At 58.9% G+C, this 23,891-nt stretch carries 21 protein-coding genes; 2 read left to right on the top strand and 19 right to left on the bottom strand.

Annotated elements, in window-relative coordinates; all coding sequences use genetic code 11:
- Window positions 1-9 precede the first annotated feature (9 nt).
- Together PLH32_10035 and PLH32_10040 are read left to right on the top strand one after the other, a co-directional pair.
- The gene (locus PLH32_10035; protein ID HQJ64937.1) at window positions 10-1,218 is read left to right on the top strand and encodes an ABC transporter permease; all 1,209 of its coding nucleotides are present in this window, start codon (window positions 10-12) and stop codon (window positions 1,216-1,218) included.
- Complete coding sequence (locus PLH32_10040) at window positions 1,215-2,405, top strand: ABC transporter permease (GenBank protein HQJ64938.1); 1,191 nt, start codon at window positions 1,215-1,217, stop codon at window positions 2,403-2,405. Before PLH32_10035 ends, PLH32_10040 begins: the two co-directional genes overlap by 4 nt.
- 57 nt (window positions 2,406-2,462) lie before the next feature.
- Here PLH32_10040 and PLH32_10045 read toward each other — a convergent pair whose 3' ends face one another.
- From PLH32_10045 to PLH32_10135, 19 genes are all read right to left on the bottom strand, one after another.
- A complete protein-coding gene (locus tag PLH32_10045) occupies window positions 2,463-3,152 on the bottom strand; it encodes a hypothetical protein (protein HQJ64939.1) in 690 nt (229 codons plus the stop codon).
- A gap of 5 nt (window positions 3,153-3,157) precedes the next feature.
- Window positions 3,158-3,979, bottom strand: coding sequence for a hypothetical protein (locus tag PLH32_10050; protein HQJ64940.1), 822 nt, complete (start codon window positions 3,977-3,979; stop codon window positions 3,158-3,160).
- 17 nt (window positions 3,980-3,996) lie between these two features.
- Window positions 3,997-7,020 (bottom strand): hypothetical protein, encoded by a 3,024-nt coding sequence (locus tag PLH32_10055; GenBank protein ID HQJ64941.1) that lies wholly within the window; start codon window positions 7,018-7,020, stop codon window positions 3,997-3,999.
- A 36-nt stretch (window positions 7,021-7,056) separates the two neighbouring features.
- Window positions 7,057-8,310: a hypothetical protein gene (locus PLH32_10060; protein ID HQJ64942.1), complete on the bottom strand. Its 1,254-nt coding sequence runs from the start codon at window positions 8,308-8,310 to the stop codon at window positions 7,057-7,059.
- Window positions 8,311-8,349: 39 nt separating this feature from the next.
- Window positions 8,350-11,424 carry a T9SS type A sorting domain-containing protein gene (locus PLH32_10065; GenBank protein HQJ64943.1) on the bottom strand — a complete coding sequence of 1,025 codons (3,075 nt, stop codon included), beginning with the start codon at window positions 11,422-11,424 and terminating at the stop codon, window positions 8,350-8,352.
- Window positions 11,425-11,531: 107 nt separating this feature from the next.
- Window positions 11,532-12,611, bottom strand: coding sequence for a PorV/PorQ family protein (locus PLH32_10070; GenBank protein HQJ64944.1), 1,080 nt, complete (start codon window positions 12,609-12,611; stop codon window positions 11,532-11,534).
- 479 nt (window positions 12,612-13,090) lie between these two features.
- On the bottom strand, window positions 13,091-13,468 hold the full coding sequence (gcvH, locus tag PLH32_10075; protein ID HQJ64945.1) for a glycine cleavage system protein GcvH: 378 nt from the start codon (window positions 13,466-13,468) through the stop codon (window positions 13,091-13,093).
- Complete coding sequence (gene accC, locus PLH32_10080; GenBank protein ID HQJ64946.1) at window positions 13,465-14,826, bottom strand: acetyl-CoA carboxylase biotin carboxylase subunit; 1,362 nt, start codon at window positions 14,824-14,826, stop codon at window positions 13,465-13,467. Before accC ends, gcvH begins: the two co-directional genes overlap by 4 nt.
- 41 nt (window positions 14,827-14,867) lie before the next feature.
- Entirely contained in the window at window positions 14,868-15,347 is a 480-nt protein-coding gene (accB, locus tag PLH32_10085) for an acetyl-CoA carboxylase biotin carboxyl carrier protein (protein ID HQJ64947.1), read from the bottom strand.
- Window positions 15,348-15,357: 10 nt separating this feature from the next.
- Window positions 15,358-15,918 (bottom strand): elongation factor P, encoded by a 561-nt coding sequence (gene efp, locus PLH32_10090; GenBank protein HQJ64948.1) that lies wholly within the window; start codon window positions 15,916-15,918, stop codon window positions 15,358-15,360.
- A gap of 44 nt (window positions 15,919-15,962) precedes the next feature.
- On the bottom strand, window positions 15,963-17,429 hold the full coding sequence (gatB, locus tag PLH32_10095; protein ID HQJ64949.1) for an Asp-tRNA(Asn)/Glu-tRNA(Gln) amidotransferase subunit GatB: 1,467 nt from the start codon (window positions 17,427-17,429) through the stop codon (window positions 15,963-15,965).
- Window positions 17,426-18,883: an Asp-tRNA(Asn)/Glu-tRNA(Gln) amidotransferase subunit GatA gene (gatA, locus tag PLH32_10100; GenBank protein ID HQJ64950.1), complete on the bottom strand. Its 1,458-nt coding sequence runs from the start codon at window positions 18,881-18,883 to the stop codon at window positions 17,426-17,428. Before gatA ends, gatB begins: the two co-directional genes overlap by 4 nt.
- 39 nt (window positions 18,884-18,922) lie before the next feature.
- Complete coding sequence (locus tag PLH32_10105; protein HQJ64951.1) at window positions 18,923-19,123, bottom strand: twin-arginine translocase TatA/TatE family subunit; 201 nt, start codon at window positions 19,121-19,123, stop codon at window positions 18,923-18,925.
- Between the two features lie 28 nt (window positions 19,124-19,151).
- Window positions 19,152-19,331, bottom strand: a complete 180-nt coding sequence (tatA, locus tag PLH32_10110; protein ID HQJ64952.1) for a twin-arginine translocase TatA/TatE family subunit — start codon at window positions 19,329-19,331, stop codon at window positions 19,152-19,154.
- A 65-nt stretch (window positions 19,332-19,396) separates the two neighbouring features.
- A complete protein-coding gene (locus PLH32_10115; protein HQJ64953.1) occupies window positions 19,397-19,687 on the bottom strand; it encodes a DUF4321 domain-containing protein in 291 nt (96 codons plus the stop codon).
- A gap of 16 nt (window positions 19,688-19,703) precedes the next feature.
- Window positions 19,704-20,489, bottom strand: coding sequence for a CDP-diacylglycerol--serine O-phosphatidyltransferase (gene pssA, locus PLH32_10120; protein ID HQJ64954.1), 786 nt, complete (start codon window positions 20,487-20,489; stop codon window positions 19,704-19,706).
- A gap of 118 nt (window positions 20,490-20,607) precedes the next feature.
- On the bottom strand, window positions 20,608-21,303 hold the full coding sequence (locus tag PLH32_10125; protein ID HQJ64955.1) for a phosphoribosylaminoimidazolesuccinocarboxamide synthase: 696 nt from the start codon (window positions 21,301-21,303) through the stop codon (window positions 20,608-20,610).
- A 43-nt stretch (window positions 21,304-21,346) separates the two neighbouring features.
- Window positions 21,347-22,645: an adenylosuccinate lyase gene (gene purB / locus PLH32_10130; GenBank protein ID HQJ64956.1), complete on the bottom strand. Its 1,299-nt coding sequence runs from the start codon at window positions 22,643-22,645 to the stop codon at window positions 21,347-21,349.
- Entirely contained in the window at window positions 22,642-23,883 is a 1,242-nt protein-coding gene (locus tag PLH32_10135) for a trypsin-like peptidase domain-containing protein (GenBank protein ID HQJ64957.1), read from the bottom strand. Before PLH32_10135 ends, purB begins: the two co-directional genes overlap by 4 nt.
- Between the last annotated feature and the right edge of the window lie 8 nt (window positions 23,884-23,891).

The raw sequence follows: 23,891 nt of genomic DNA on the forward strand, positions 1-23,891 counted from the left end.
GAACACCCTATGACAGACTATCTCAATGCGGTGCGACGGATCATGGTACGGGAATGGCGCCGGATCGCCAACCGCAAAAATCTCTACCTATTGATGATCATCCTGCCGGTCATCCTCTTTGTCTTTGTCGCCGCCATCTACCGCAATGAGGTGGTCAAGGCTCTACCCGTGGCGGTGTTGGACGCCGACCAGTCGGAACTCTCACGGAGCCTGGTGCGCGCGGTCGCTGCCGATCGGCTTTTTCGGATCACCTCCGAAGTGCATTCCCCCGCCGATATCGAGGAGGCGATGCGTGCCGGCCGGATCCAGGGGGCTTTTTACCTGCCGGAAGGGATGGAGCGGGATATCAAGCAGGGGGTGCCGGCCCGGATGGTCGTCTACCGCAACCATATCAACCTGCTCTCGGGCAACATGATCTACAAGGAGGCGGCGACGATCGGCCGTATGGCCTCCGCTGCGATTCTTGTCAAAAAACTGGAAGGGCGCGGACTGGGTGCCGGCCAGGCCATGGCCCTCGCCAATCCGGTCAGTGTGGATACCCAGGCTCTTTTCAACCCCTCCTACAACTATGCCAACTATCTGGTTCCAGGACTGCTGCCGGCCTTCATGCAGATGTTCATCATGCTGGTGGCGGTGCTGGTGATCTCCGCAGAGTACCACGAAGGGACGCTCGCCGAGCTTTTCGCAGCGGCAGATGGCCATGCCGGGGTGGTATTGCTCGGCAAATCCTTACCGCATCTGCTGGTATATGGCGCCATGGCGCTTGGCTTGTTGGGGATTGTCTTCCCGATTTTTCATATTCCCGTGGCGGCCCCGGCCGTGGTCATCCTCGGACTCTTCCTGCTCTTCATCGCCGCCTCATTCTTTCTCGGTCTGATGATTTCCTGCCTGGTGCATAACCAGATGCTGGCGACTGAAGTGGCCGTCTTCATCAACACGCCGGCCTTCATGTTCAGTGGTTATACCTTCCCCCTTTGGGGGATGCCAGTCATCCACCGCGCCTTTGCACAGATCATGCCCTTCACCCATTTCCTTACCGGATTCATCAAACTCTATCAGATGGGCGCGCCACTGCACAGCCTGCGCAATGAGGTGATGATCCTAGCGCTGTTCGTCGCCGTGCCTGCGGCAGTCAGCTGGACTTTGCTTCACTACCATTGCCGTCACCTTCCGGTGCTGCAGTCGGAGCAGCAAAGCGGAAAAGGAGGCATGCTATGATCCAGTCCAAGATCCATGGCTGGTGGTCGGTCGTGCGCCGGGAGGTCCGCCGTATCCACAGTGATACCAACATCTTTGTGGTGATTCTGCTCGCGCCGCTATTTTATGCCTTCTTCTATGGCTCCATCTACAGTCTGAAGAGTGAATGGGATGTGCCCATTGCCATTGTGGATCAGGACCATTCGCAGGTGGCGCGCGACCTGATCCGCTACCTCGACAGCAGCAAGCTGGTGCGCATTGCTGAACAGCCTGCCACCTATGCCGAAGCGGTTGCGGGGCTCATGGAGATGCGGGTTCATGGCATCGTCTATATCCCGGAGGATTTTAGCGTGCAGATTAAAAGAGGCCGCACCGCGCATCTTCCGGTGTATCTCAATACCAGCCGCTTTCTCATCGCCAATGACATCAGCAAGGCCGTCGCCGAGGTCAGCGGTACCCTGGCGGGCGGGATCCGGTTGCACTTCTTTGAGAGTGCAGGTTTCAGCCGGGCGCAGGCACTCGAAATGATCGAACCCCTGGAGGTCGAGCACAAGGCGCTTTTTAACCCGACCGACAGCTATGGTGATTTTCTTATCCCCGGACTGCTGGTGATGATTCTCCAGCAGACCCTGCTCATCGGGCTCGCCGAGAGTGTGGCCAAGGAGCGTGAATTTGGCACACTGGGTGAGCTCTACCGGATTTCCGGCAAGAGCACCTGGGCGGTGATGAGCGGCAAGGGATTCTTTTATCTCGTCCTCTATCTGGCCTATGCCTTCTTTTTCTATGGCTCTCTTTTTGCGCTTTTCAGGATCCCTTTCCGCGGCAGCATCACGGCATTGGCGCTGTTGACGGTGCTCTTTTTACTCGCTGTGATTTATTTCAGCCTCTTTATCTCCTCCTTTTTCGGCAAAAAGATCGTCGCCATGCAGTTCTTCGTCTTCACCTCCTACCCCCTGTTCCTGCTCTCCGGATACAGCTGGCCGCTGGATTCCATGCCCTGGGCGGTGCGAAGCTTCAGTCAGCTGTTACCCTGCACCCCCTATTTACAGGCCTTTGTCCGGATCACACAAATGGGCGCGGGATGGCGGCATGTCAGCGGGGAGTTCCTCCATCTCGCTCTGTTGACGCTCATCGGGCTGGCTGTGGCGCGCTGGAGGATACGGGGGCAGCTGCGCGGCGTCTTCTATGAAAAAAAGAGCCAGGATTAGTTCTTATGGGGTGTGCTCGGCCGGTGATTGCGGGATCGCAGTCACCGGCCTTTTCTTTTAAAAGCAGGTTTGCAGGGAGAAGAGGCAGCGGGGCTGGAAGACCCCATCGCCGAAGTGCAGGTTAAAGTGTGTGTGACTGGCGAGGTTTTTATTGTGGCGGTTGACGCTCCAGACCGCATCTATGGCGCTGACCAGGTGGTTGGCGAGGATAGCGCCGAGAACGAAGGTGGAGCGGTTGCGCGCCTTCTCGGAGGCGATGCGTATCTGGTCGAAATGGGCCTTGTTGGCGGCCGTGTCCCATTTCCAGTAATAGCGCGCCGTGTCCTGATAATAGTCCTCCAGATTACGCTGGCGCAGCTTGGCGGCGTTATACTGGCCGATATCGGCATAGTTGCCGATATTGGTGTAATAGGTATCGTTCTTGCCCTTCGGATCCACTCCGGCATGCCGGGCGGCGAAACTCTCATATTCATCACGCCGCCAGCCGGAATAGGTCACAAAGCCAGTATAGCCCAGCCACAAGCTGATCTCGGTCCCGAGAAAGATGTAGGATTTGGTGGTTGCATCGGCGTAGCGCTCACCGAGCCCGGGCAGCAGGAAAGAGAGCATCATGGCCTTGCCCCTGGACTTGGCGGCGAGTGCCAGCGGATCGCTCGTCTCCTCCTGCATGGCGAATCCGCCGCTGATGCCCTGCGGCGCCGCGGCCAAAAGTAAAGCCATACCGATCCAGAATGCGATTCGCTTCATAGGGCTCACCAATCTACGCGAAGAGTGAGCGCGCTGTAGTGCTTCTGGTCCATCTGCCGCGGCTCGAAATAGAGACGGGCCTCGGCGACTTCCCGGTTATGCCGGCTGACGCTAAACGCCGCTTCGAGGGCGCTGGTCATATGGTTGAGGATGACCACGGTCAGGCAGGTCGTTGCGTGCTTGAAATTCCGGTTGCTGGCGTCGCGACGGGTTTCGTAATAGAGCCGCCGCGGCGACCGAATCTGATCCTTGAGATAAGTCATCTTGTCCGTTGGACTCGGGGTGGTCGTATAAATGTCATTCCAGCCATAGTTGAACTGGTTATACTTGCCGATCATTTCGTAGTACTGCTGGTCTTTGGTCAAATGCAGACCATGGCTGAAATTGAGGTGTTCCCACTCGCGCAGCGCTTCGATATCGCCGACTGGTTTGCCGGACATCGAGGCAATGGCTTGCCAGTATTTTTCTTCGCTCCAGTTGGAATCGGCATACTTTTCATATTCGTCCTCGATATCCTGACCCTTGCCCTGATACCCACTGTAGAGATACCAGCTCGCCGCTTCGACGGCGAGGAAGCCGAGGGCTTTGAGGTAGGAGCCGTCGTAAACCTGGCCGGCGCCCGGAACGATAGCGGAGAACAGGAGGGCTTTGCCGGGTTTTTTGAGGGCGACATAGGCGTCCGCGGACTCGGCCGTCGAGTCTTGCAGCATGGCGGTATCGGCCAGGGCCAGCCGGGTACGCGGGCTATCGAGGATGAAATCCTGCCAATCTCCTGCTTGTGCGACGGCCGCCAGCGCCAGGAGGGCGGCCAGAAAGACCTTCTTCATCTGCAACTCCCTTCCGATCAATCCATAAAGTCAAACAAGGCCATCAGGTAGTACCGCCATTCGCGGCCGTACTGCTGTCCGCCGTTCTCGACGCGGTCCAGCCCATAGGCGGCCTCGAAGGAGAGGGCGGTCGGGAAACCATAAAAGGAGAAAGCACCTGCGCGCAAGGAGCCGCCGATGGCGCGTTTGAAGCGGTTGAGATCCACACGGTCCGCATCAAACGCGTTGCCATAGTCGAAAAAGGCGCCCAGGACGAGATTATCCCCGGTCAAGTGCAGGAACTGCTTCTGGAAGCCGGTCAGCACGGGAAGTCGGTAGGTGAAGCGGCCGATAAGCATCTTGCGTCCCTCGATGCTGTAATAGGGGTAGCCGCGCAATCCGGGGAGGCCGCCGGCAAAAAAATTAAAAAAGCTGTCGACTGGACGATCGATCCAGCCCGCCTGGAGGTTGGCGGAGAGGCCATGCCGGTGTGCCCAGGGCGCCGGCAGATACTCGTGCCAGTTCACTTCCAGCTTGTGGTAGTTGTAATGGGCATAAACCTCCTGAAGCGTGCCGTAGCTGTTGTCGGTAGCGAAATCCTCGAAAAAGCGGTTGCGCTCGTATCCATAGCGCACCTCAGCCTTGCGGCCCAACCGTGGGTTGATGCCGGAGGTCACTCCGGGGGCTACTGCGGAGAGATTCCAGGTGGCGGAGAACTGGTTGCCGATGAAATAGGTGTTCGCCGGCGAGACCCAGTCGATTCCCTTGAAGAAGAAATTGCCGATCTTGCTGGTGTAGCGGCTGTGGGCAAAAGCAGCGCGCAGGGTTTGCCCCTCCGCGAGATTGATCCGGCCGCCAAGATCGGCTTCGAGGATATTGAAGCGGATATCCACCCCGGCCTTGATAGGATAATCCTCAATGACCTCGATATCGCGCTTGATGTGTCGCGAGAAGGCGTAGAGCTCGACGAAGAGGGTGGGTTTAAAACGGCGCATTTCTGCGATTGCAAAGGCATCGAGATCCATCTGCTTGTTGAGGGTCGCGCCGCCGAAAATGGAGTAACGGTCGAGGATGTCGCTGGCCGCGAAATAGCTGCCGAGTTTAAGGGTCTTGTAGTCGATCATCGCCCGCGGGAGCAGGGAGATCTGGCCGTAGGTCATCTCGTAGGGCTCGGCCTTGTATTCGGGCAGGCGGGTATCGTCGTAATCGCGCAGGGCCATCAGGTCGGCGGGGGTTTCCGACTCGGTCAATCCCAGTTCGTCCGCGTTGTCCGCTTGGGGATAGCGGGCCCACGTTGCAGGTACGGGCTTCGCGCTGCGCAACCGGGCGATCTTGTAGCCGTCGTGCTGAAATTCCGACCAGGCCAGGTCCCCTGTGCTTGCAACGGTGGGCATAAAAGCCCCGCCTGCTGTATTGGTCCACAGCTGCAAATCACCGCCGTCGGGCCGAATGCTGTAGATATTGAAAATGCCGCTCTTGTCCCAGGCAAAGTAGATCCGCTGGCCGTCGGGAGCATAAACGGGATCGCGGGCATCGCCACCCTCGGCCACCAGGGCATGGCGTTCACCGGTCGCGACATCGAGCAGAACCAACTCCCGCCCGTGGCGGTTCGCCTGGGAGTAGACGATCGACCGGCCATCCGGCGAGAAGCGGGGTGAATTGACCGCCTCGCCCTCGCTGAAGGTGGTCAACGGGCGGATCAATGCTCCCTCGGCATCCAGGAGCACCAGATTATCGGTGCCGTCCTTCTGCACGGCGCAAACGATGCTCCGGCCATCCGGCGCCAGATCGGGGGCAAAAGCGCGCATCCGCCGGGTGAGCCGTTTTTCCTTGCCGCTGTTGAGATCGTACCGAAAGAGGTCGCTGAGATGGGAACCGTACCGGCCGCGCTCGATGCGGCAGTAATAGAGCGACCGGCCGTCCGGGCTCCAGGCGAGCTGACTGTTAACACCGCGCTTGAGTACCTTTTTTTTGCCTGTGATGGCATCATAGAGGCAGAGATGGGTGAGGCTGAGGTAATCGTTGGCTTCGCTGCCGCAGAAAGCGAGCTGTTTGCCGTCCGGTGACCAGGCAGCACCGGTGTTGCCCAATCCCTTGGGAGTGAGAATCTCGATCGCGACGCGATGGGAGTCGATGACCGCCAGGCGCTGGGCGTAATAACGCTGCATCTGCGCCTGCCACTGCTGATACAGGCTCTCGCCATCCAGGCCGGTCACCTCCTTTAGGGCGCCATTCGCGGTGAAAGAGAGCGGGCTCGAGAGGCCTTCGCTCAGCTTTCGCAACGCCTCGCGGCCGTGTTGCCGGACGATGTACCGGATCAAGGCATAGCCGGAATTATAGGTTCGTTCGTTACCCAAGCTGGTCTTGCCAAAAACGCCCATCTCGTCATAGGTCAGCGCCTTGCCGGCAGTGATGGCGGTGCGGATGAGCATGTCCCGATGGCTGTCCCAGAGATCGTACTGGAGACCGGGGATCTGCATCTGGGCCATGCCTTCGGCTATCCACATCGGCACGGCGGTCATGGCGATGGGATAGGAGGCGATGATATTGGGATAGCCATAAAGGACATCCTCGCGCTTTTCCGGTTCGTAGCTGAACATCTGCAGATAGAGGGCGGGGATCTTGCGGGGCATCTTGCGCGCCGCCCCGAGCGAGATCATGTGACTGAATTCGTGGGTGACGACGTTGCGCAGCCAGTCGTGGGTGCCGCGCAGGATGAAGGTCATTTGTGGCGACCAAATCTCGACCTTGTTGTCGTAGTAAAAGGCGGCGCCGTTAGAGTTGTCGTCGTAATCCTTGACAATGAAATGGATCAATCCGTTCGGGCGGTATCGATAGAGCGTGGTGATCGGTCCATAAATCTCCTCGGCCACTTTAGCGACCGTGCGGGCCGTGCGCTCGGCGCCTTCATGGAAATGAACCTCAAAGTGCTCGGTCCGGATCGTATACCAATCCAGTTCGGGATGGTTGATGGGCTCCTCCTGGCCGAAGAGCAGGGATGCAGGAAGCAATATCAGCAGCAGACAGGTTATGAGGAGATCTCGGTTTCTAGTGCGTCTCATTTTTGAAAGTACCCTGGGGTCATGTGCCATTGTGCTCTAGTCAAGTATCGGGAAGCCACTCAGCTTCAAGAGATAGCTGTTAAAGGTCTGGCCGGTGAAGGGATACTGTGCGTCCTTTTCATATTCCGCATGGTGTTTTTCAAAGGAAATTCGGCTCAAGATGCGCCCCCATCTCGTATTGTCCCGCTTGAATATCACGGCGGCGATACGCAGCGGTTGGAGAAAACTGATACCATACCCTGAAGTCCCCGCGCTGGCCCTGCCTGCGATATCCTCATAGGTGCCAGAACGCAGAAAATAGAAATCGGCGAGATTGATCTCGTGGCCGCATTTCCGGACAGTGCCGGAATTGGCCTTGCCCCGTACCACGTTATCCCAGAAGCGAAGATCCGGCGGTGCGTCGAGATAGCGGAATGAGCCATCCCGATCGCGTTCAAGCAGCAGGTCATCCATTTCCCGGCTCCAGCTGAACCCGGCGAGGATCAGACCGCGATAGCGCACTCCTGCCTGGAGATTGAGGCCCATGCTGAGGGTGCGGGGCAGAGGATCAGCCTGGGCGGCATCGATATAGACGACTTTATCGCCGATATTGGTCTTGCTGTAATAAAAGCCGGGATCGAGCCAGAAATCAAAAACTGGCGTGAGTCCGGGCTTGAGCACTCCGGTTTTCCGCCCCATTTCAACCAACGGCGCTTGCAGCATCAGGCCCCAGTCTTTGGCATCCAGTTGCGCTTCGGCCGCTGCGCTGAGAGGGGCGAGATGAGAATTCACTCTTTTCCAGGTGAAACCCAGGCTCACCCGGAGGAAATAATCCACCGCCAAAGCCAGGCTTGTGCCTTCGCTGTTTTCGAAACCGAAAGAGGACTCTATGGGTTCCGGGCTCGATTCGCTGGTCCGGTAGAGGATCCCCAGATCCAGCGCAACCTTGGTACGGGCGACACCGATCGAGATCGGGATCCGGCTGAATTGCCTCAGGTTGATGCCTATCGCGGTCGCCTGCGCATCATAGGTCATGTCCCCGCCGAGTTGCGGAAGCCAGGCGATTTCCTCCGGATAGTACTCCTGGCCGAAAAAATGATGCCGGCCGAAAAGTCCTAGGGCGGCCGGATTCATGATCGCAGCCATCGGCGATGTTGTGGCTGCCGCACCATAGCTCGAACCCATAGCAATGGCTTGCGGAGAAGGCGAAATGGTCAAAAAGAGGCAGGCCGTCGCTTCCGAGACGGCAAGAGCCCGGCAGCAGTTCACACCAAGAATCAGGATCACCATTCCTGCGGCTCTGTGTTTCATACAGACTTCCCCTGACAGGTCAAATCCAGACTCTCCCGCTCAATTGGTCACCGCTATTTTGATTATTTCGAAACGGCTTGTACTGCCGGTCTCGGCTATCACCCTGGCGAGATAGACGCCGCTCTGCACTCGTGCCACGTTCCAGACGATCTCGTGATCGCCGGGGCCCAGACCGGTGCGTTTGAGTTCTTCCACAAAGTTGCCGGCGAGATCGAAGATCCGCACGCGGACTGCATCGGCCGGGCGGCTCAGGGTGAATCGGATGGTGGCCTGGCCTTCCGCAGCGGGGTTGGGGTAGCAAAAGACCTTCCGGGCCGGCAGCAGATCGGAAACAGGGGTGGGCGCCACGGAACTTCCCGGCAGGCAGAAGGTGCGCTGCGCGCCGCCGGCCTCGCCCCAGACAGAATTGTCGCTGGCTTGGAGCCCGGGGTCAAAGAGGTTGAGACTGCCGTCGGTGCCGGCCGCCGCCAGATCCAGAGTGCCGTCTCCGTCGAGGTCTTCGAGGAGCAGCGCCGCGCCGGCGGCCGTCCCGGCGCCCAGCGGAAATCCCGCCGGTGTCTTGCCGCGCCGATTGCAGGCGTGGATCAGGCCGTCGCCGCCCGCGAAGAGGAGCCAGGCTTCGTTTCCCTGCTTCGCCTTGATGAACAGCGGACTCGCGGGAATACCACCGCCCGATGGCGATGCGACCGGGAAATTCAGCACCAGAGCGCCGTTGAACTCAAAGGCCGCCGCGCCCTCACGGGTGGCGCAAAGGATTTCCGGCAGGCCGTCGAGGTCGATGTCGCCGAGGGCCGGGCGGCCGGCGCCGCTGAGCCGGACCGGCGCCTGGTAGCGGCCGAGCAAGGTCCCGTCGATGGCGATTGATGCGAGCACGCCGTTGCTGTCCAACGCGGCGATCTCGTAGCCGGCCACGCCATCGAAATCCGCAATCAGAGGCTGACTCGGTCCAAGGCCGCTCTGCCGCTGCCAGAGCAGAGTCAAGGGTTCGAGGCGCAAGGCCGTGATCAGACCGTCATTGCACGCAGCCACTACCAGACCATCAGGCGCAACGGCCAGTCCGGAGACGGCGGATCCATTACCCTCAAAGCTCGCCACGCTTTTCAGCGGACCGTTGGTGCCGTCGTAGCGAAGCAGCGAGATTCGCCCGCGGCTGTCGCCAAGCAGCAAGGCGGGATGATCGCCGCCGAGCACGGCCAGGCGCATGATCCCGGAATCGCTAAGCGGGACGATGCCGCGCAGATCGAGGAGTCCCGGTGCGGAGGCCTTTTCGGCGAGATTATAGGCATAGAGTTCGCCTGTAACGGCGGGGTAATAAAGTTCATCGGTCCCGTTCTGGTCGAGGTCAGCAAAAAGTGGGGCGCCGGCCGGAGCGGCGAGGGGCCAGGCGGCCACATACCCGCCGCCACTTAAGAAGACGCCGCCGTCGCTGCGCCAGAGATAGAGCTGTCCCTCCCGGGTGGCCGCGGTGATCAGTCCAGTCGTGGCATCCTTGCCGGGACGCCCGGACAGCGTGGCGGGATCGAGCGCGCTGTTGAGTGCCTCGAGACGCGGGAAGCCGGACTTGATGGCGCCAGAGGAGATATCGAGCGTCATAACCGTATCGAGCCCTGAAAAATGGTCAAAGCGGATCCGGGTGACTGCATCGTTGTAGCCATTGCTGCTGGGAATGGAAGAGTCCGAAAAGACTACGGCATCTGCATGGTTCACATAGAGATGCGATTCATTGCCCGACCACCAGGGGTCCCACCAGTCGCCGTTTTCGGTGCCGTAGCCGGCATCGAGCATGCTGTAGACATAACCGATATCCTGGGCGCCGTCGCATTCGACTAGATCGACACCGCGGTGATCGATTTGGCCGTTGACGGTGTTGGAGGCCAGGTTGGCTTGAATCACTTTTTCATCGATATGCCAGATGAGCAGCCCGTTCCCAGGGAGACCGAAATCGTACTCGTCAACGCGGGTCAGTACGCCAATGCCGGACGCGGCAACTACGCGGCCGGTCGAGTCGAATTCGGCTTTCTTGCCGCTCTCATCACGACCGATGGTCCGGTGGTCCTTGTTGGGGTCGCGCTGGCGGTTTTCGATCAGATAGTATTCGCTGGAAGTCACCGGCACCTTGATAATGTGCGGGGCGGAGACGGTGTGTGAGGTGCCGATACGCACCCCCCTGCCGCTCTGGACAACAACCGGGGTCTCCCAGCCCATCCAGATTTTTTCCCAGGCGCTGGGCTCGGCGGGGATATAACCCTGAAAATTGTAGGAGCCCTGGTCCATCAGCCCCCATGAGCCGATGCCGGCGCGGCCGCTCCGGGTGTCGAAAAGGCTGGGCATGCCAAGCTGGCTGCCGAACAGCAGGGTCATGGTGCCGAGCAGCCCGAGGTCATAGGATTCCTGATTCTGGGTTTCGGGCAGGATGATACCATCGTGGAAATAGACGCCGCCCGGGCAGGCGATTCCCTTGAAGGTCGCGGGATCCAGGCCCAGGCCGCCGGCAAGGGCCGCGGCATCCATATAGACCGACTGGATATCATAGGGGGTGTAGTCGATGTCGAAGGCGAAATCCTGGCCGGCACCGGCATGAAAAACCATCAGCGCGTCATAACGGCTGAAATCGATCCCGCCCCCGGCCGCAGCCAGCTGCAGTGCATCGCGCAGCAGTTCCGCCCAGCGCTGCTGCTGCAGTTTCTCGTCTTCTGTGCCGCTGTACCAGACCATGTCATGCTGCAGCTGATAGGCCTCATTCTCCGCTTCGGGAAAGACATCGGACGAGATCTGGACGCGGCCGCCCGAAACCCGTGCAAAATAGTTGGCCAGGCCGAGCAGCTGATGCTGAAAATAGGTGCGGTTATGCGGCGGTCGGTCCAGTGGATGGGTGGCCGTGGTACTATAGTCGAAGCGGCCGGTTCCGGTCGTCGTGGCGACCGCATCGGCGACAAACTCGACCCGCAGAGCGAGAATGCGCACCGCGCCCTGCGCCAGACGCGGTGCGGCCAATGGAGCGGCGAGGATACGCGCGCCCGGCACGCCGATCGCATGCAACGGGGCTGCCAGAGCAGCCAGGAAGGCCCCGAAAGAGCAGAGGGCGCTGAAAGAGAGGAGAAAGCGTCGTGGCATGATCCGACCCGGAAAATGAATAACCTAGGTACTGCGCGGGGGACAATATGCGAAGGGCAAAAGCTTTCGCAAGCTTTTGCCCTTTTTCAGAACGGTCAAATGGTCAATTAAAAGCCGATGCTCAAGGAGAAGCGCATGGTGTTGGCGAGGGGATGGCCCTCATCGGCGGAGACATAGCTGAAATCGAAACGGTAGAGATTGTAGGCAATGCCGGCGCCGAGGCTGAAATAGTCGACCTTGCCGTCCTGGTCCCAGTAATACCCGGCGCGCAAGGCGAAGAGGTCGTTATACCAATATTCGGCGCCACCGCTGACGATCCCCTTGAACACGTTGTCATATTTTACGTTGCTGGTGTCATTGGATGCGCCGGTCCGCTTCTTTTCCACCCAGGGCGAGGTAAAAATCGCCTTGTAGAAGGGATCGGAGGTGCCATCGGCATAGCGTTTGACCATCGTCTTGTTCAGATCAGCGACGAAGGTCAGCTTGTTGTATTTATTGTTGATGGCATGCGCGGCGAAGCCGACCCGGAGGTTGGTGGGCAGGGGGTCAGCTTGAGAGGCGTCGATATAGGTGATTTTGGGGCCCATATTGGAGAGGTTGGCTCCGACACTGAAAGCGTTGGAAACCTTGTAGAGGGTTGCGAGGTCGAAGCCGAAGGCGCTGGCGCGGCCATCGCCTTGTTCCGATCCGGCGCCGAATGGCGAGAGGTTGGACTGGATGAAGCGTGCGCCCAGGCCGACGGCCCACTTTTCGCTCAATTGGGTGCCATAGGTCAGCGAGATGGCATATTCGTTACTGGAAAATTCGCCGATGGGATCGGGGCCCGATTCATCCGTGCGCGACTGGGTGCCCAGATTGAGGTAGGTGACGTTGATGCCCACGGTGCCGATGTTCTCGAAATGCATGCGGTAGGCGCCGAACTCGTAAAAAAGGTCGGTGCCAAGCTGCGGCAGCCAGTTGGTATGCATCAGGGTGAGCTCCCGGCCCCGCTGGAATCCCAGGCCGGCCGGATTGTAATAGACGGCAGTGGCGTCATCAGCCAGACCGACGAAGGCTTCGCCCATGCCCGCGGCGCGGGCACCGGGTGAGATCTGGAGAAAGAGCACGGCGGATTCACTTACGGCAAGGGCCGAAGCGAAGGAGCCGAGGATGACGACCGCAATGAGGCATCTAAACAGGTTTTTCATGACTTCCTCCCGGTGAACACACAATCCAATTTGCTGCTTGTCAAAAAAAAATCCGAATGTCGGGCTGAATAGTTACAGCTTCTCGCCCATGGGCATTCGGAAATAGTGCAAGAAGCCTATACGTATTCGTTAAAGCAACACCAGTTGCAGCGTGTTTTAAACAGACTGGTTAAAAAACTCTAACGAATGGATATAGGCTTTCTCCTGTACGATCAAACTCTTTTTCTGTATTAAAAAGTAACAATGAAAAAAGAAATTTGCAAGCATTTTTTTACATTTACGGCATGAGTTACAATAATCATACCAAAGTGAAGCGGCGGCTGCAATGAGGCAAGGTCTGCAACAAACCATTGCTTTACTTATAGTTGCAAATCATGTCCCGGTAAGGTAGAATGGGCTGCAGCAGCCGATGTGTCTCATTTTTGGAACAACCGGCCAACTTTCAGCCACTGCAGAGTACAACCGCCGGGATCAGCAACTCAGCCGATCATCGCTTTGTAGGCGTCAGCCTTCATCAGGGCAGCCATCTCGCCGGGATTGGCGATCCGGACCTTGACCATCCAGCCCGAGCCGTAGGGATCCTTGTTCACGGTCTCCGGGGCATCGGTCAGCTGGGTATTGGTCTCCGTAACCGTCCCAGAGAGCGGCGCAAAGAGATCCGAGACCGCTTTGACGGCTTCGATAGTGCCGAAGGGGTCGTTCTGGGTCAGGACGGCGCCGACCTGCGGCAACTCGACAAATACAACATCCCCGAGTTCGCCCTGTGCGTATTCTGTAATGCCAACCACCGCGATGTCGCCTTCAACACGAACCCACTCATGTTCTTTGGTGTATAGCAGATTTTCCGGGGCTGTCATGATGCACCTCCATTGTTGGTCAGGATGAACTGTTCGATGTATTTCGTGTTGATATTGCCGGAACGAAAATTCTTTTCGGCGAGTATCTGCTTATGCAGAGGGATGGTGGTCGAAATGCCTTCCACAATGAACTCATCGAGCGCTCGTTGCATGCGGATGATCGCTTCCTCCCGCGTGGGGGCGTGGACGATCAGTTTCGCAATCAGGGAATCGTAGTTGGGCGGTATGACATACCGCGCGTAGGCATGGGTATCGACGCGTACTCCCAGCCCCCCCGGCAAATGCAGGGTGGTGATCTGCCCCGGCGAAGGGCGGAACCCGTGGGCGGGATCCTCGGCGTTGATGCGGCATTCCATGGCGTGACCCCGCATCTTCCAGAAGCGCAGGTCGGCGCGCAGCCGGGCACCCGCGGCAAGCCGGATCTGTTCCTTGATCAGGTCCAGTCCGAACACCATCTCGGTAACCGGATGTTCCACCTGGATGCGGGTGTTCATCTCCATAAAGTAGAAATGGCCCTTGGGATCGAGAAGAAACTCGATGGTCCCCGCGCTGTTATAACGCACCCGTTTCGCGCCCTTGACGGCCGCCGCACTCATCTCGCGGCGCAGACGTGGTGAGACAGCAGGTGAGGGACTCTCCTCGATCAGCTTCTGATGCTTGCGCTGGACCGAGCATTCGCGCTCGCCGAGCGCTACGCAATTGCCATAATTATCGCCGAGAATCTGCACCTCGATGTGGCGTGGGGATTCGAAGTACTTTTCCAGATAGAGTTCGTCGTTATTGAAAGCAGCCTTGGCTTCGGCTTGAGCGGTGCTGTAGGCATTGGCCAGTTCGTGGGCATACTGGACCACCCGCATGCCCCGTCCGCCACCGCCAGCGACCGCCTTGATGATGACCGGATAACCGATACGGGCAGCGATCTCTCCGGCCTCTTTGATGCTGTGGACGACGCCATCCGATCCGGGGATGACCGGCACGCCCGCCGCTTGCATGGTATCCTTGGCCCGTGCCTTATCACCCATCAGCGAGATCACTTCTGGCGTCGGGCCGATGTAGACCATGCCGCAGGAGGTGCAAATATCGGCAAATTGGGCGTTCTCGGCCAGAAATCCATAGCCGGGATGAATCGCCTCGGCATTGGTGATCTCGGCCGCGCTGATGATATGGGGAATGTTGAGGTAGCTCTTATGGCTGGGGGGCGGACCGATGCAAACCGCTTCATCTGCAAAACGGATGTGTAGACTGTTGGTGTCGGCTTCGCTGTACACCGCCACCGTCGCAATGCCCAGTTCCTTGCAGGCGCGGATGATGCGCAGCGCAATTTCGCCGCGATTGGCTATGAGGATCTTTTTAAACAATCGTTTCTCTGTCAAGGGTTCGCAGATTCACTCCGGCCCGGTCAGGAGGCCGGTTCGACGAGGAACAAGGTCTGGTTGTATTCGACGGGCTGGCCATTCTGCACCAGGATCTTGACTACCTTTCCGCTGATTTCCGCTTCGATCTCATTCATCAGCTTCATCGCTTCGATGATACAGAGCACTTTGCCGGGCGCGATCGTCTCCCCCTCGCGCACATAGGGCTCCGCATCCGGTGCGGAGGCCCGATAGAAGGTTCCCACCATCGGGGCCTTGACCTCGAGATAATTACCCGAGGATTGTGGGAGATCCTCTGCAACGGCCGCCGGCGAATGGTGCGGCTGGGGTGTTACGGCAGCGGGTCTGGTGGAAGTCACAATCTCCACGCCGCCGCCACGGCTGCTGCCCGCAGAGACCGCCTTACTGATGCGGATCTTGCGTCCCCACCAATAGGTGATCTCCAACTCGCCGATCTGGCTTTCTTCGACGATCCGGACCAGCTCTCTGATCTCTTTGGCATGCATGTAGGCTCCCTTATCTCACGCGTTCGACGTAAATACCCGTGCGCGTGTCAATTTTCAGCTTCTCCCCCTCTTCAATGAAAAGAGGAACCAGCACCACGCCGCCGGTTTCCATCACCGCCTTTTTGGTAGCCCCGGAAACCGTATCCCCCCGCACGCCCGGCTCGGTCGAGGCGACGGTCAGCTCGACAAAATTGGGCATCTCGACGCCGATCGGATTTTCCCGATGCAGCAGGACCGTAACGCGCTCGCTCTCCTTTAAAAAGCCGACGTTGGCGCCGATCATCTCCACCGGCACGCTCAACTGCTCATAGGTCTCGCTATCCATCAGCATCAGGGCATCCTCATCACGGTACAGGTACTGCATGGGTCGTCGTTCCAGTTCCGCTTCCTCCACCTTGTCGCCGGCGCGAAAGGTCTTCTCGAGTACCCTGCCGCTACGCAGGCTGCGCAATTTGGTGCGCACATAAGCGCCGCCGCGGCCCATTTTGAAATGCTGGAACTCCACCACCGAGCAGAGGTCCCCTTCCAGTTCGATCACATAACCCGTCTTGAAATCCGCCGTTGTTGCCATAAAATATGCTCATTCTCCTCTATACAATCAGGTTTGAATCCATTTTATTTCTCGATGGTCCTGCGTGCCGCCCGTTCCTCGTTCAGCAGAGCCATTACACGGCGGGGATCGGCGCGGCCCTGCAGGGATTGCATGATGATCCCGGCGAAAAAAGAGATCAGCTTATCCTTGCCGTTCAGCCAGGCAGCCGTCTCCTCCGGATGGGCATCAAGAATCTCCCGTACGAGCGCGCGGAGTGCTTCGCCGTCAGTTACTTGGGCCTGCTCCTCGCGCGCGATGGCAGCCGCCGGCGGGAGGCCGTTCTCCAGGCACTCCTCAAAGATCCGCCGGGCGGTCTGGGGAGGAATCCGGCCCTGGCCGAGCGCCTGCAGCAGTTCAGCCAGATGCTCCGGGATAACGGCCAGTTCATTGACCGGGCAGTTCCGCACCCGGGCAGCCCGCAAGACCTCGCCCATGACCCAGTTGCTCGCCGCTTTTTTATCCTCCACCCGGCTCGCGAGCCGCTCGAAATAGTCCGCCACGGCCAGGTCGCTGGTCAGAACCGCAGCGTCGTAGGCTGGCAATCCGTAAACGCGTTCGTAGCGGCTTTTGCGCGCCGCCGGCAATTCAGGCAGCAGCCGCTGCTGCTCTTCGATCCATGCTGCGGAAAGCCGCACCGGCATCAGATCGGGCTCCGGGAAATAGCGGTAATCGTGGGCCTCCTCCTTGCTGCGCATCGGCTCGACAGCGCCGCGAAGGGGATCCCAGAGCAGGGTCTGCGGTTCAATCCGACCGCCTTCTGCCAGCAGCCTGTTCTGGCGTTCGATTTCGAAAGCCAGGGCGCGTTCAACATGGCGGAAGGAATTCATGTTCTTGAGTTCGGTCTTGACCCCGAGCCCCGTGCTGCCGGCGGGACGAAGCGAGATATTGGCATCGCAGCGCAGACTGCCCTCCTCCATATTCCCGCTGCTGATCTCCAGGTAGCGCACCAGCTGGCGCATCTTTTGCAGAAAATCAGCCGCCTCAGCCGGGGCGTGGAAATCGGGTTCGGTGACCAGCTCAATCAGGGGCACGCCACAGCGGTTGAGATCGAGCAGCGTCTCGCCGGCGCGGACGAAGGTCTCGGCATGGATCGACTTGCCGGCGTCATCCTCAAGATGAATGCGGCGGATGCGGATCGCCCGCTCTCGCCCGTCCGGAAGGTTGATCGGCATCTCTCCGGCCTCAGCGAAGGGCTGATCAAATTGGGAGATCTGGTATCCCTTGGGCAGATCCGGATAGAAATAGTTCTTGCGGGCGAAAAGCGAAACCCGATTGACCCGGCAGCCGGTGGCCAGGGCCAGACGGCAGGCGGATTCAAGGACCTTCCGGTTTAACACCGGCAGGGCGCCGGGCAGGCCCATGCAGACCGGACAGACCTGGCTGTTGGCCTCCGCCCCGAACCGGGTGCTGCAGCCGCAAAAGATCTTGCTGCGGGTCTGCAGCTGAATATGCACTTCGAGCCCAATGACCGGCTCAAAACGGGCACTCATGAGCGGCTTTCCCCCCCTGACGCCGCAACCATCCGACTTTCAAGATAATGGCCGGCGGCCAGCAGTAACGGCTCCGAGAAGGCCGGCCCGATCAGCTGGGCGCCGATCGGCAGCCCTGCTGCATCCCGTCCGCAGGCCAGCGCCAGTGCCGGTAAACCCGCCATGTTCACCGAGACCGTGTAGACATCGGAGAGGTACATGGAGAGCGGATCAGCGGCTTTTTCGCCGAGACGGAATGCGGTCGTCGGGCAGACCGGGGTCAGCAGCAGATCGCACTTCGAGAAAGCCTCGGCAAAGTCCCGCTGCAACAGGGTTCGCACCCTCTGCGCCTTGCCATAATAGGCCTCGTAATAGCCGCTCGACAGCACAAAAGTGCCGAGCATGATGCGCCGCTTGACCTCTTCGCCGAATCCCTCGCTGCGCGACCGAAAGTACATCTCCTCCAGAGTCGTAGCACCGGCAGAACGGTGTCCGAAGCGGGCCCCGTCGAACCGGGCTAAATTGGCGGAGGCTTCGGCATCGGCAATGATGTAATAAGCGGCGATCGCATACTCGGTATGCGGCAGGGAGACCGGCATCAGCTCGGCGCCGGCTGCGCTCAGGATGCGGCCGCACTCTTCTACCGCATCGCGCACCGCGGCTTCCAGCCCCCCCTGGAAATACTCGCTTGGCAGACCGATGCGCAAGCCCTTGAGGTCCCGCTGCAAGGCAGCCATATAATCAGGGACCGGAACGGCGGCGCAGGTTGCATCGGCGGGATCCTGACCGGCGATGACCTGTAATACCTCCGCACAATCGGCGACCGAGTGTGCGAGCGGACCGATCTGATCCAGAGAAGAGGCAAAGGCGACAAGGCCATAGCGGGAAACCCGGCCCCAGGTCGGCCGCAGCCCCGCAATGCCGCAGAACGATGCGGGCTGGCGAATCGAACCTCCGGTATCACTGCCCAGGGCGGCGGTGCAGAGTCCGGCAGCGACCGCCGCCGCGGAACCGCCGGAGGAACCGCCAGGGACGCGATCCAGGTCCAAAGGATGATGCACTGGTCCGAAAGCGGAGTGCTCGCTGGATGAACCCATGGCGAATTCATCCATGTTGGTCTTGCCGATGAAGAGTGCATCCGCCGCCGCGAGCCGCTGCAGCACCGTTGCGGCGTAAGGGGAAACATAGCCGCTGAGAAATCTCGATCCGCAGGTGGTCGTCCCCTCCGTCCAGGCCAGGTTGTCCTTGATGCCGAGAACCATGCCGGCCAGCCGGCCAGCCTTGCCCTGGCTGCGTTTGCGATCGATGGCCGCGGCCTTTTCAAGCAAATGCTCTGAAAACAGAGTGACAAAGGCGTTCAGATGAGCGCCTTTATCGATTTGCTGCAAATAGGTCTCTACCAGGCGGGTGCAACTGAGCGTCCCGCCGGCGAGAAGCGGCTTGAGGGATTGGAAATCAGCAAGACCGGTATGCAATCGATTGATCCTTACAGGACGAGAGGAAGTGCGCAGCTTCTATCCCTGTTTTTTGTCCGCTGGGGGCAATTCGTCCTGGCTGCTGGTATGGGACGTGGAATCATTGATGTCGTTGGCGGCTTTCTTGAACTCCTTGATGCCCTGTCCCAGTCCCTTGGCCAACTCAGGGATCTTTTTGGAGCCGAAGAGCAGCACAACCAGGAAAATAATAATCAGCCATTCTGTTGGGCCAATGCCCATATAAACCTCCATTTGGTTCTGATATCGGTCATTTGGGTAGATGATCGGTGAGGTCCAGTTCCCGTTTCACATCATCTGTGGCTTTTTTCAGCTCGCGCAGGCCTTTACCAAGTCCACGCGCCAGCTCCGGAAGTTGTTTGGAACCGAACAGTATCAACGCGACCAGAAGGATGACAAACATCTCATCCAAACCTACACCGGGCAGCATTGTCTCCTCCAAAGATATAATAGAAAAATATAGGGCGCTGGCTGTTCAGAAGCAAGAGAAATTGTTCACGTATACCAGCGGAAGATGTAAGCCGCAAGGATGATGCCGATCACGCCGATGATGTTCAGATTGAAGGTGAAACCCAGGGTGAAGGAGATAATGGCGAGATTGAGCTGGAATGGCGTGATGCCAAAACCGGCCGAGCGCAACAGAAAATCGTGCACCACTCCTTGCGGCAGGAGGACGCCGATGGCCTGGCCGATTGCCGAACCGATCAAAGCGCCGAGAACCACCGCCAGCAGCAGGGTTCCGAACGAAAGCTTCCGTTTGATGCGGTATCTGTCCTTGGAAAGCATGGCTTCCTCCCTCCCCTCAACGGTCAGATGAAAGTTCGTCCGCTTCAGGGATGATCGCGATCTCGCCATTGTCTCCGCCGCGGAGCAGGGAGCGGACCGCGTTCACGATTCCAATGAGGATGTAGAGGACCATGAAGGGGAAGAGGACATAGGATGGGTAGATCAGAAAGAGTATGAACACCGTGATGAAGAAAAGCAGTTTCAAGCGGTTGGAGCCTTTTTCCCGAATCGAGAAACGCGGGAATCCCTCATAGCGGATGGTGCTGGCCATCAGCAGGCTGATAACCGGGACGATCACCACCAGACCGCGGAGAAGCATGGTCCACTCGGCGCTGTCGGCGAGAATGACACAGCTGGCCAGGGTGACCCCCGCCATCGGGGCCGGCAGGCCAAGGTAATCGGCTTTCTTGCCCTCAGCCATGGTAAAGACGTTGAAGCGGGCCAGGCGGAAGGCCGCAAAGAGGACGGGAAAGAAGGCGACGATCAAGCCCACTGGAGGATGCAGGGTTTTAAGCTGCATCATGTAGACCAGTACCGCAGGGGCGAGGCCGGCCGAGAGGACATCGCCGAGAGAATCCATCTGCAGACCGAATTCGTTGCTCTGGCCGGTGGCGCGGGCGATGCGCCCGTCGAGGGCATCAAAGACTGCGGAGAAAAAGATCAGCCAGGCGGCGGTCACATAGTTGCCTTCAATGGTCTGGATCACCGAGACAAAACCGCAAAAGATATTCAAGGCTGTGAAAAGGTTGGGAACGTTGATGTAAGAGCGCTGCTTCCGCGTCCTTTTTTTACTGGTATTCATGGTTTTCTTCGATCGTTTTCCCCAAAGCGATCATGCTCCCTATTGGTTGGGGTTCAGGGCCGCGCAGGGCGGCCACCATCGGCTAACGCCTGTCGAGAGAATTCTCGATTGGGTGCGATCAGGCGGTGAAGAAGCGGGATTTCACTTCGGCAAGGTGTTCCAGCACCTTGGGGTTGTCGCCATCGAGTATGTCCATTTCGGGATGACGCAGATCGATACAGCGAATGGTGTTGAGGCTGATCTCATCGGCGACCAGCAACCGGTTTTGATGGCGTCCGAATTCGAGGCGGATATCCACCAGCAGCAGATCGCGGCGGCGCAGAAAGGCCTTCAGCACCGCGTTGATTTTGGAAGCCAGGCGATGCATCTCCTTGATCTCCAACGAGGTCGCATGCCCGAAAGAGACGATGTGATCTTCGTTGATCATCGGGTCGTCGCGCTCATCATCCTTGAGGTAGTACTCGATGATCGGGCATTCCAGCTCCTTGCCTTGTGGCAGGCCATAGCTCTTGACCAGCTTGCCGGCGGCGACATCATGCACCATGACCACAACCGGGATCATTGCCAGCTTTTTCACCAGCATCTCCTTGTCAGAGAGTTCACGGATGAAGTGCGTGGCGATGTGGTAGCTGTCCAGCAGCCGGAACATATAGGTCGACATCTGATTGTTCAGGCTGCCCTTGCCGCGGGTATGCACCGCCTTCGAGCCGGTCAGGGCAATGGCATCGTCCTTGAATTCGAGAATGAGTTCGGTTTCATGCTCGCCTTCATAGACCTTTTTGGTCTTGCCTTCATAGACCTTTTTCTTTTTCAAGCTCCTCTCCTCTCATTGTCGACTATCCGGAGCGATAAAATACTTATTGGATAATCCCGGCCTTGCGATAAATGGCATCCACGTGTTTCAGTCCGATGCGTTCGTCAAAGCAGGCGCTGATCTCGGCGGGGGAAAGCAGCGCCAGGACGCGTTGATCAGCGAGCAGGATCTCTTTGAACTCTTCACCGGAACGCCAGCACCGCATGGCGTTCTCCTGAACAATTTTATAGGCCGTTTCGCGACTCATCCCCTTGCCGGTCAATGCCAATAACACCGGCTGGGAAAAGATTAATCCCCGGGTCCGGCGCAGGTTGGTAGCCATCTGGTCGGGATAGACCACCAGGCCCTCAAGGATCCGGCTCAGCCGGTGCAGCATGTAATCGAGCAGGATGAAACTGTCCGGAAAGATGATCCGCTCCACTGAGGAGTGGCTGATATCCCGCTCATGCCAGAGGGCGATGTTTTCAAGGGCAGCCAGGGCATTGGTGCGCAGCAGGCGTGCCAGCCCGGCGATATTCTCGCTGCCGATGGGATTGCGCTTGTGCGGCATCGCCGAGGAGCCTTTTTGCCCGGCGCTGAAGGGCTCCTCCGCCTCGAGGACCTCGGTGCGTTGCAGATGCCGGATTTCAACCGCGATCTTCTCGAGGCCGGCGCCGCAGAGAGCGATGGCCGTCTGGACCTGGGCATGAATATCGCGCTGAATGATCTGGGTGGTGACCGGCGCCGGCCGCAATCCAAGACGGGCGCAGGCCGCTGCTTCGATGCGCGGATCGATGTAAGCGAAGGTGCCGACTGCGCCCGAGACCATGCCCACCGCTGCGTCCGCCAGCGCCGTGCGCATACGCTCCAGATTGCGGCCCATCTCATCATACCAGAGAGCGAACTTGAGGCCAAAGGAGGTGGGCTCAGCGTGAATCCCGTGGCTGCGGCCGACGCAGATCGTCTCCTTGTGCTGGAGAGCCTGACGGCGCAGGATCTCGCGCAGCCGCTCCATGTCTGAAAGCAGAATCTCCCCCGCCTCCTGGATATTCAACGCAAGGGCGGTATCGAGCAGATCCGAGGAGGTCATGCCGAGGTGGATGTAACGCGCTTCATCGCCGGTTTTCTCGCCCACCGCCGTCAAAAAGGCGATGACATCGTGCTTCACCTCGGCTTCGATCGCCTCGATGCGTTCCACGGAAAAGCCGGCTTTCTCCTTGATAGCGGCCACAGCCGCAGCAGGGATGAGCGCCAGATCGGCCTGGGCCTCACATACCGCGATCTCGACGCGCAGCCAGGTCGCGTATTTGTGTTCGTCCGTCCAGATGGCGGCCATCTCCGGCCGCGAATAACGCTTGATCATCGGCTGCGCCCTCTTGTCGCGTTGTTGCGGTACTCCAGTTGAATGCCCAGATTGAGATACCGCTGTCCACGATAAATGCGGAAAACCAGGGTATCCCCCCTTTTCAGATCCAGCCCATCGATAATCGCCTTGACATCCTCGAAGGCTTCGACTTCTTTGCCGTTGATGCCCATGATGACATCGCCAATTTGCAATCCGCCGCGGGCGGCCGGACTGCCGGGCTCGACTTCAGAGATGATCACCCCGTGCCGGCTCGCCAGGCCGAGATACCGCGCGGTGGCCAGTGACATCGCCTCATAGCGCAGCCCGGTATACCAACGCCGCTCGACCTTGCCATAATTGATCAGGTCGTCGAGGATGCGCTTGACGCGGTTGATAGGCAATGCAAAGCCGACGCCGGTATTGGTACCGGTCCCGGAGAGGATCCAGGTATTGATGCCGATCACTTCACCATGACAGTTCACGAGGGGCCCACCGCTGTTACCGGCATTGATTGCGGCGTCGGTCTGGATCATATCCTCCATGATGCGATCGTCCTCGCGCCGGCCGAAATCGCGATCGGTGGCGCTGATCACCCCCACCGTAACGGTGGCCTTGGAGCCTATATCAAAGAGGCCGAAGGGGTCACCGAGAGCGATCGCCCACTCGCCGATAACGACATCGTCCGAATCCCCCAGTTGCACGCTGGGAAAGTCGGCGCCCTCGATCTTGAGGATGGCAACATCCGAAATATAATCCTCCCCCACCTTGGTGGCGACATACTGCTTGCCGCCGGTGCGGGTGACGATGATTTCAGTCGCGTCCGCCACGACATGCTGGTTGGTGAGGATATACCCCTCGCGCGAGATGATAAAGCCGGAGCCCAGGCTCTTCACCCGCTTTTCCACCGGATTATTTCTAAAGAACTGCCGAAAAAAAGGGTCGTCATCGAAGGGCGAGCTGGGATAATAGCGCCGCACCTGCACCACATTGATGCCCACCACGGCCGGGCTGACCTCGGCCACCGCGCGGGTGATGGCATTGTGCCGTGAATTGGCGATCTGATCCTGGACCGCAGCCTCTCCCCTCTCGCTGGCTGGAGCGCGGTGCTCTGAGGCGCTCCAAAGTCTGGACTGGGCCAAGACGGCCGGAACGAAGAGAGCGCTGCACCCGAGCCATCCACTGATCAGGAGTGCAAGGGTCCAACACCACCAGCGCGCCGCCGACAAGGGGATCGTCGGGACTGTACGACCTGTCATGAGTTTGA

The organism is bacterium (assembly GCA_035419245.1).
In the GTDB taxonomy this organism is placed as follows: Bacteria; Zhuqueibacterota; Zhuqueibacteria; order Residuimicrobiales; family Residuimicrobiaceae; genus JAKPUX01.

Excerpts from the sequence above, each read along its gene's own strand:
- PLH32_10035 (HQJ64937.1), top strand. The coding sequence starts at position 10 with ATGACAGACTATCTCAATGCGGTGCGACGGATCATGGTACGGGAATGG.
- PLH32_10040 (HQJ64938.1), top strand. The coding sequence starts at position 1,215 with ATGATCCAGTCCAAGATCCATGGCTGGTGGTCGGTCGTGCGCCGGGAG.
- PLH32_10045 (HQJ64939.1), bottom strand. The coding sequence starts at position 3,152 with ATGAAGCGAATCGCATTCTGGATCGGTATGGCTTTACTTTTGGCCGCG.
- PLH32_10050 (HQJ64940.1), bottom strand. The coding sequence starts at position 3,979 with ATGAAGAAGGTCTTTCTGGCCGCCCTCCTGGCGCTGGCGGCCGTCGCA.
- PLH32_10055 (HQJ64941.1), bottom strand. The coding sequence starts at position 7,020 with ATGAGACGCACTAGAAACCGAGATCTCCTCATAACCTGTCTGCTGCTG.
- PLH32_10060 (HQJ64942.1), bottom strand. The coding sequence starts at position 8,310 with ATGAAACACAGAGCCGCAGGAATGGTGATCCTGATTCTTGGTGTGAAC.
- PLH32_10065 (HQJ64943.1), bottom strand. The coding sequence starts at position 11,424 with ATGCCACGACGCTTTCTCCTCTCTTTCAGCGCCCTCTGCTCTTTCGGG.
- PLH32_10070 (HQJ64944.1), bottom strand. The coding sequence starts at position 12,611 with ATGAAAAACCTGTTTAGATGCCTCATTGCGGTCGTCATCCTCGGCTCC.
- gcvH (HQJ64945.1), bottom strand. The coding sequence starts at position 13,468 with ATGACAGCCCCGGAAAATCTGCTATACACCAAAGAACATGAGTGGGTT.
- accB (HQJ64947.1), bottom strand. The coding sequence starts at position 15,347 with ATGCATGCCAAAGAGATCAGAGAGCTGGTCCGGATCGTCGAAGAAAGC.
- efp (HQJ64948.1), bottom strand. The coding sequence starts at position 15,918 with ATGGCAACAACGGCGGATTTCAAGACGGGTTATGTGATCGAACTGGAA.
- gatB (HQJ64949.1), bottom strand. The coding sequence starts at position 17,429 with ATGAGTGCCCGTTTTGAGCCGGTCATTGGGCTCGAAGTGCATATTCAG.
- PLH32_10105 (HQJ64951.1), bottom strand. The coding sequence starts at position 19,123 with ATGGGCATTGGCCCAACAGAATGGCTGATTATTATTTTCCTGGTTGTG.
- tatA (HQJ64952.1), bottom strand. The coding sequence starts at position 19,331 with ATGCTGCCCGGTGTAGGTTTGGATGAGATGTTTGTCATCCTTCTGGTC.
- PLH32_10115 (HQJ64953.1), bottom strand. The coding sequence starts at position 19,687 with ATGCTTTCCAAGGACAGATACCGCATCAAACGGAAGCTTTCGTTCGGA.
- pssA (HQJ64954.1), bottom strand. The coding sequence starts at position 20,489 with ATGAATACCAGTAAAAAAAGGACGCGGAAGCAGCGCTCTTACATCAAC.
- purB (HQJ64956.1), bottom strand. The coding sequence starts at position 22,645 with ATGATCAAGCGTTATTCGCGGCCGGAGATGGCCGCCATCTGGACGGAC.
- PLH32_10135 (HQJ64957.1), bottom strand. The coding sequence starts at position 23,883 with ATGACAGGTCGTACAGTCCCGACGATCCCCTTGTCGGCGGCGCGCTGG.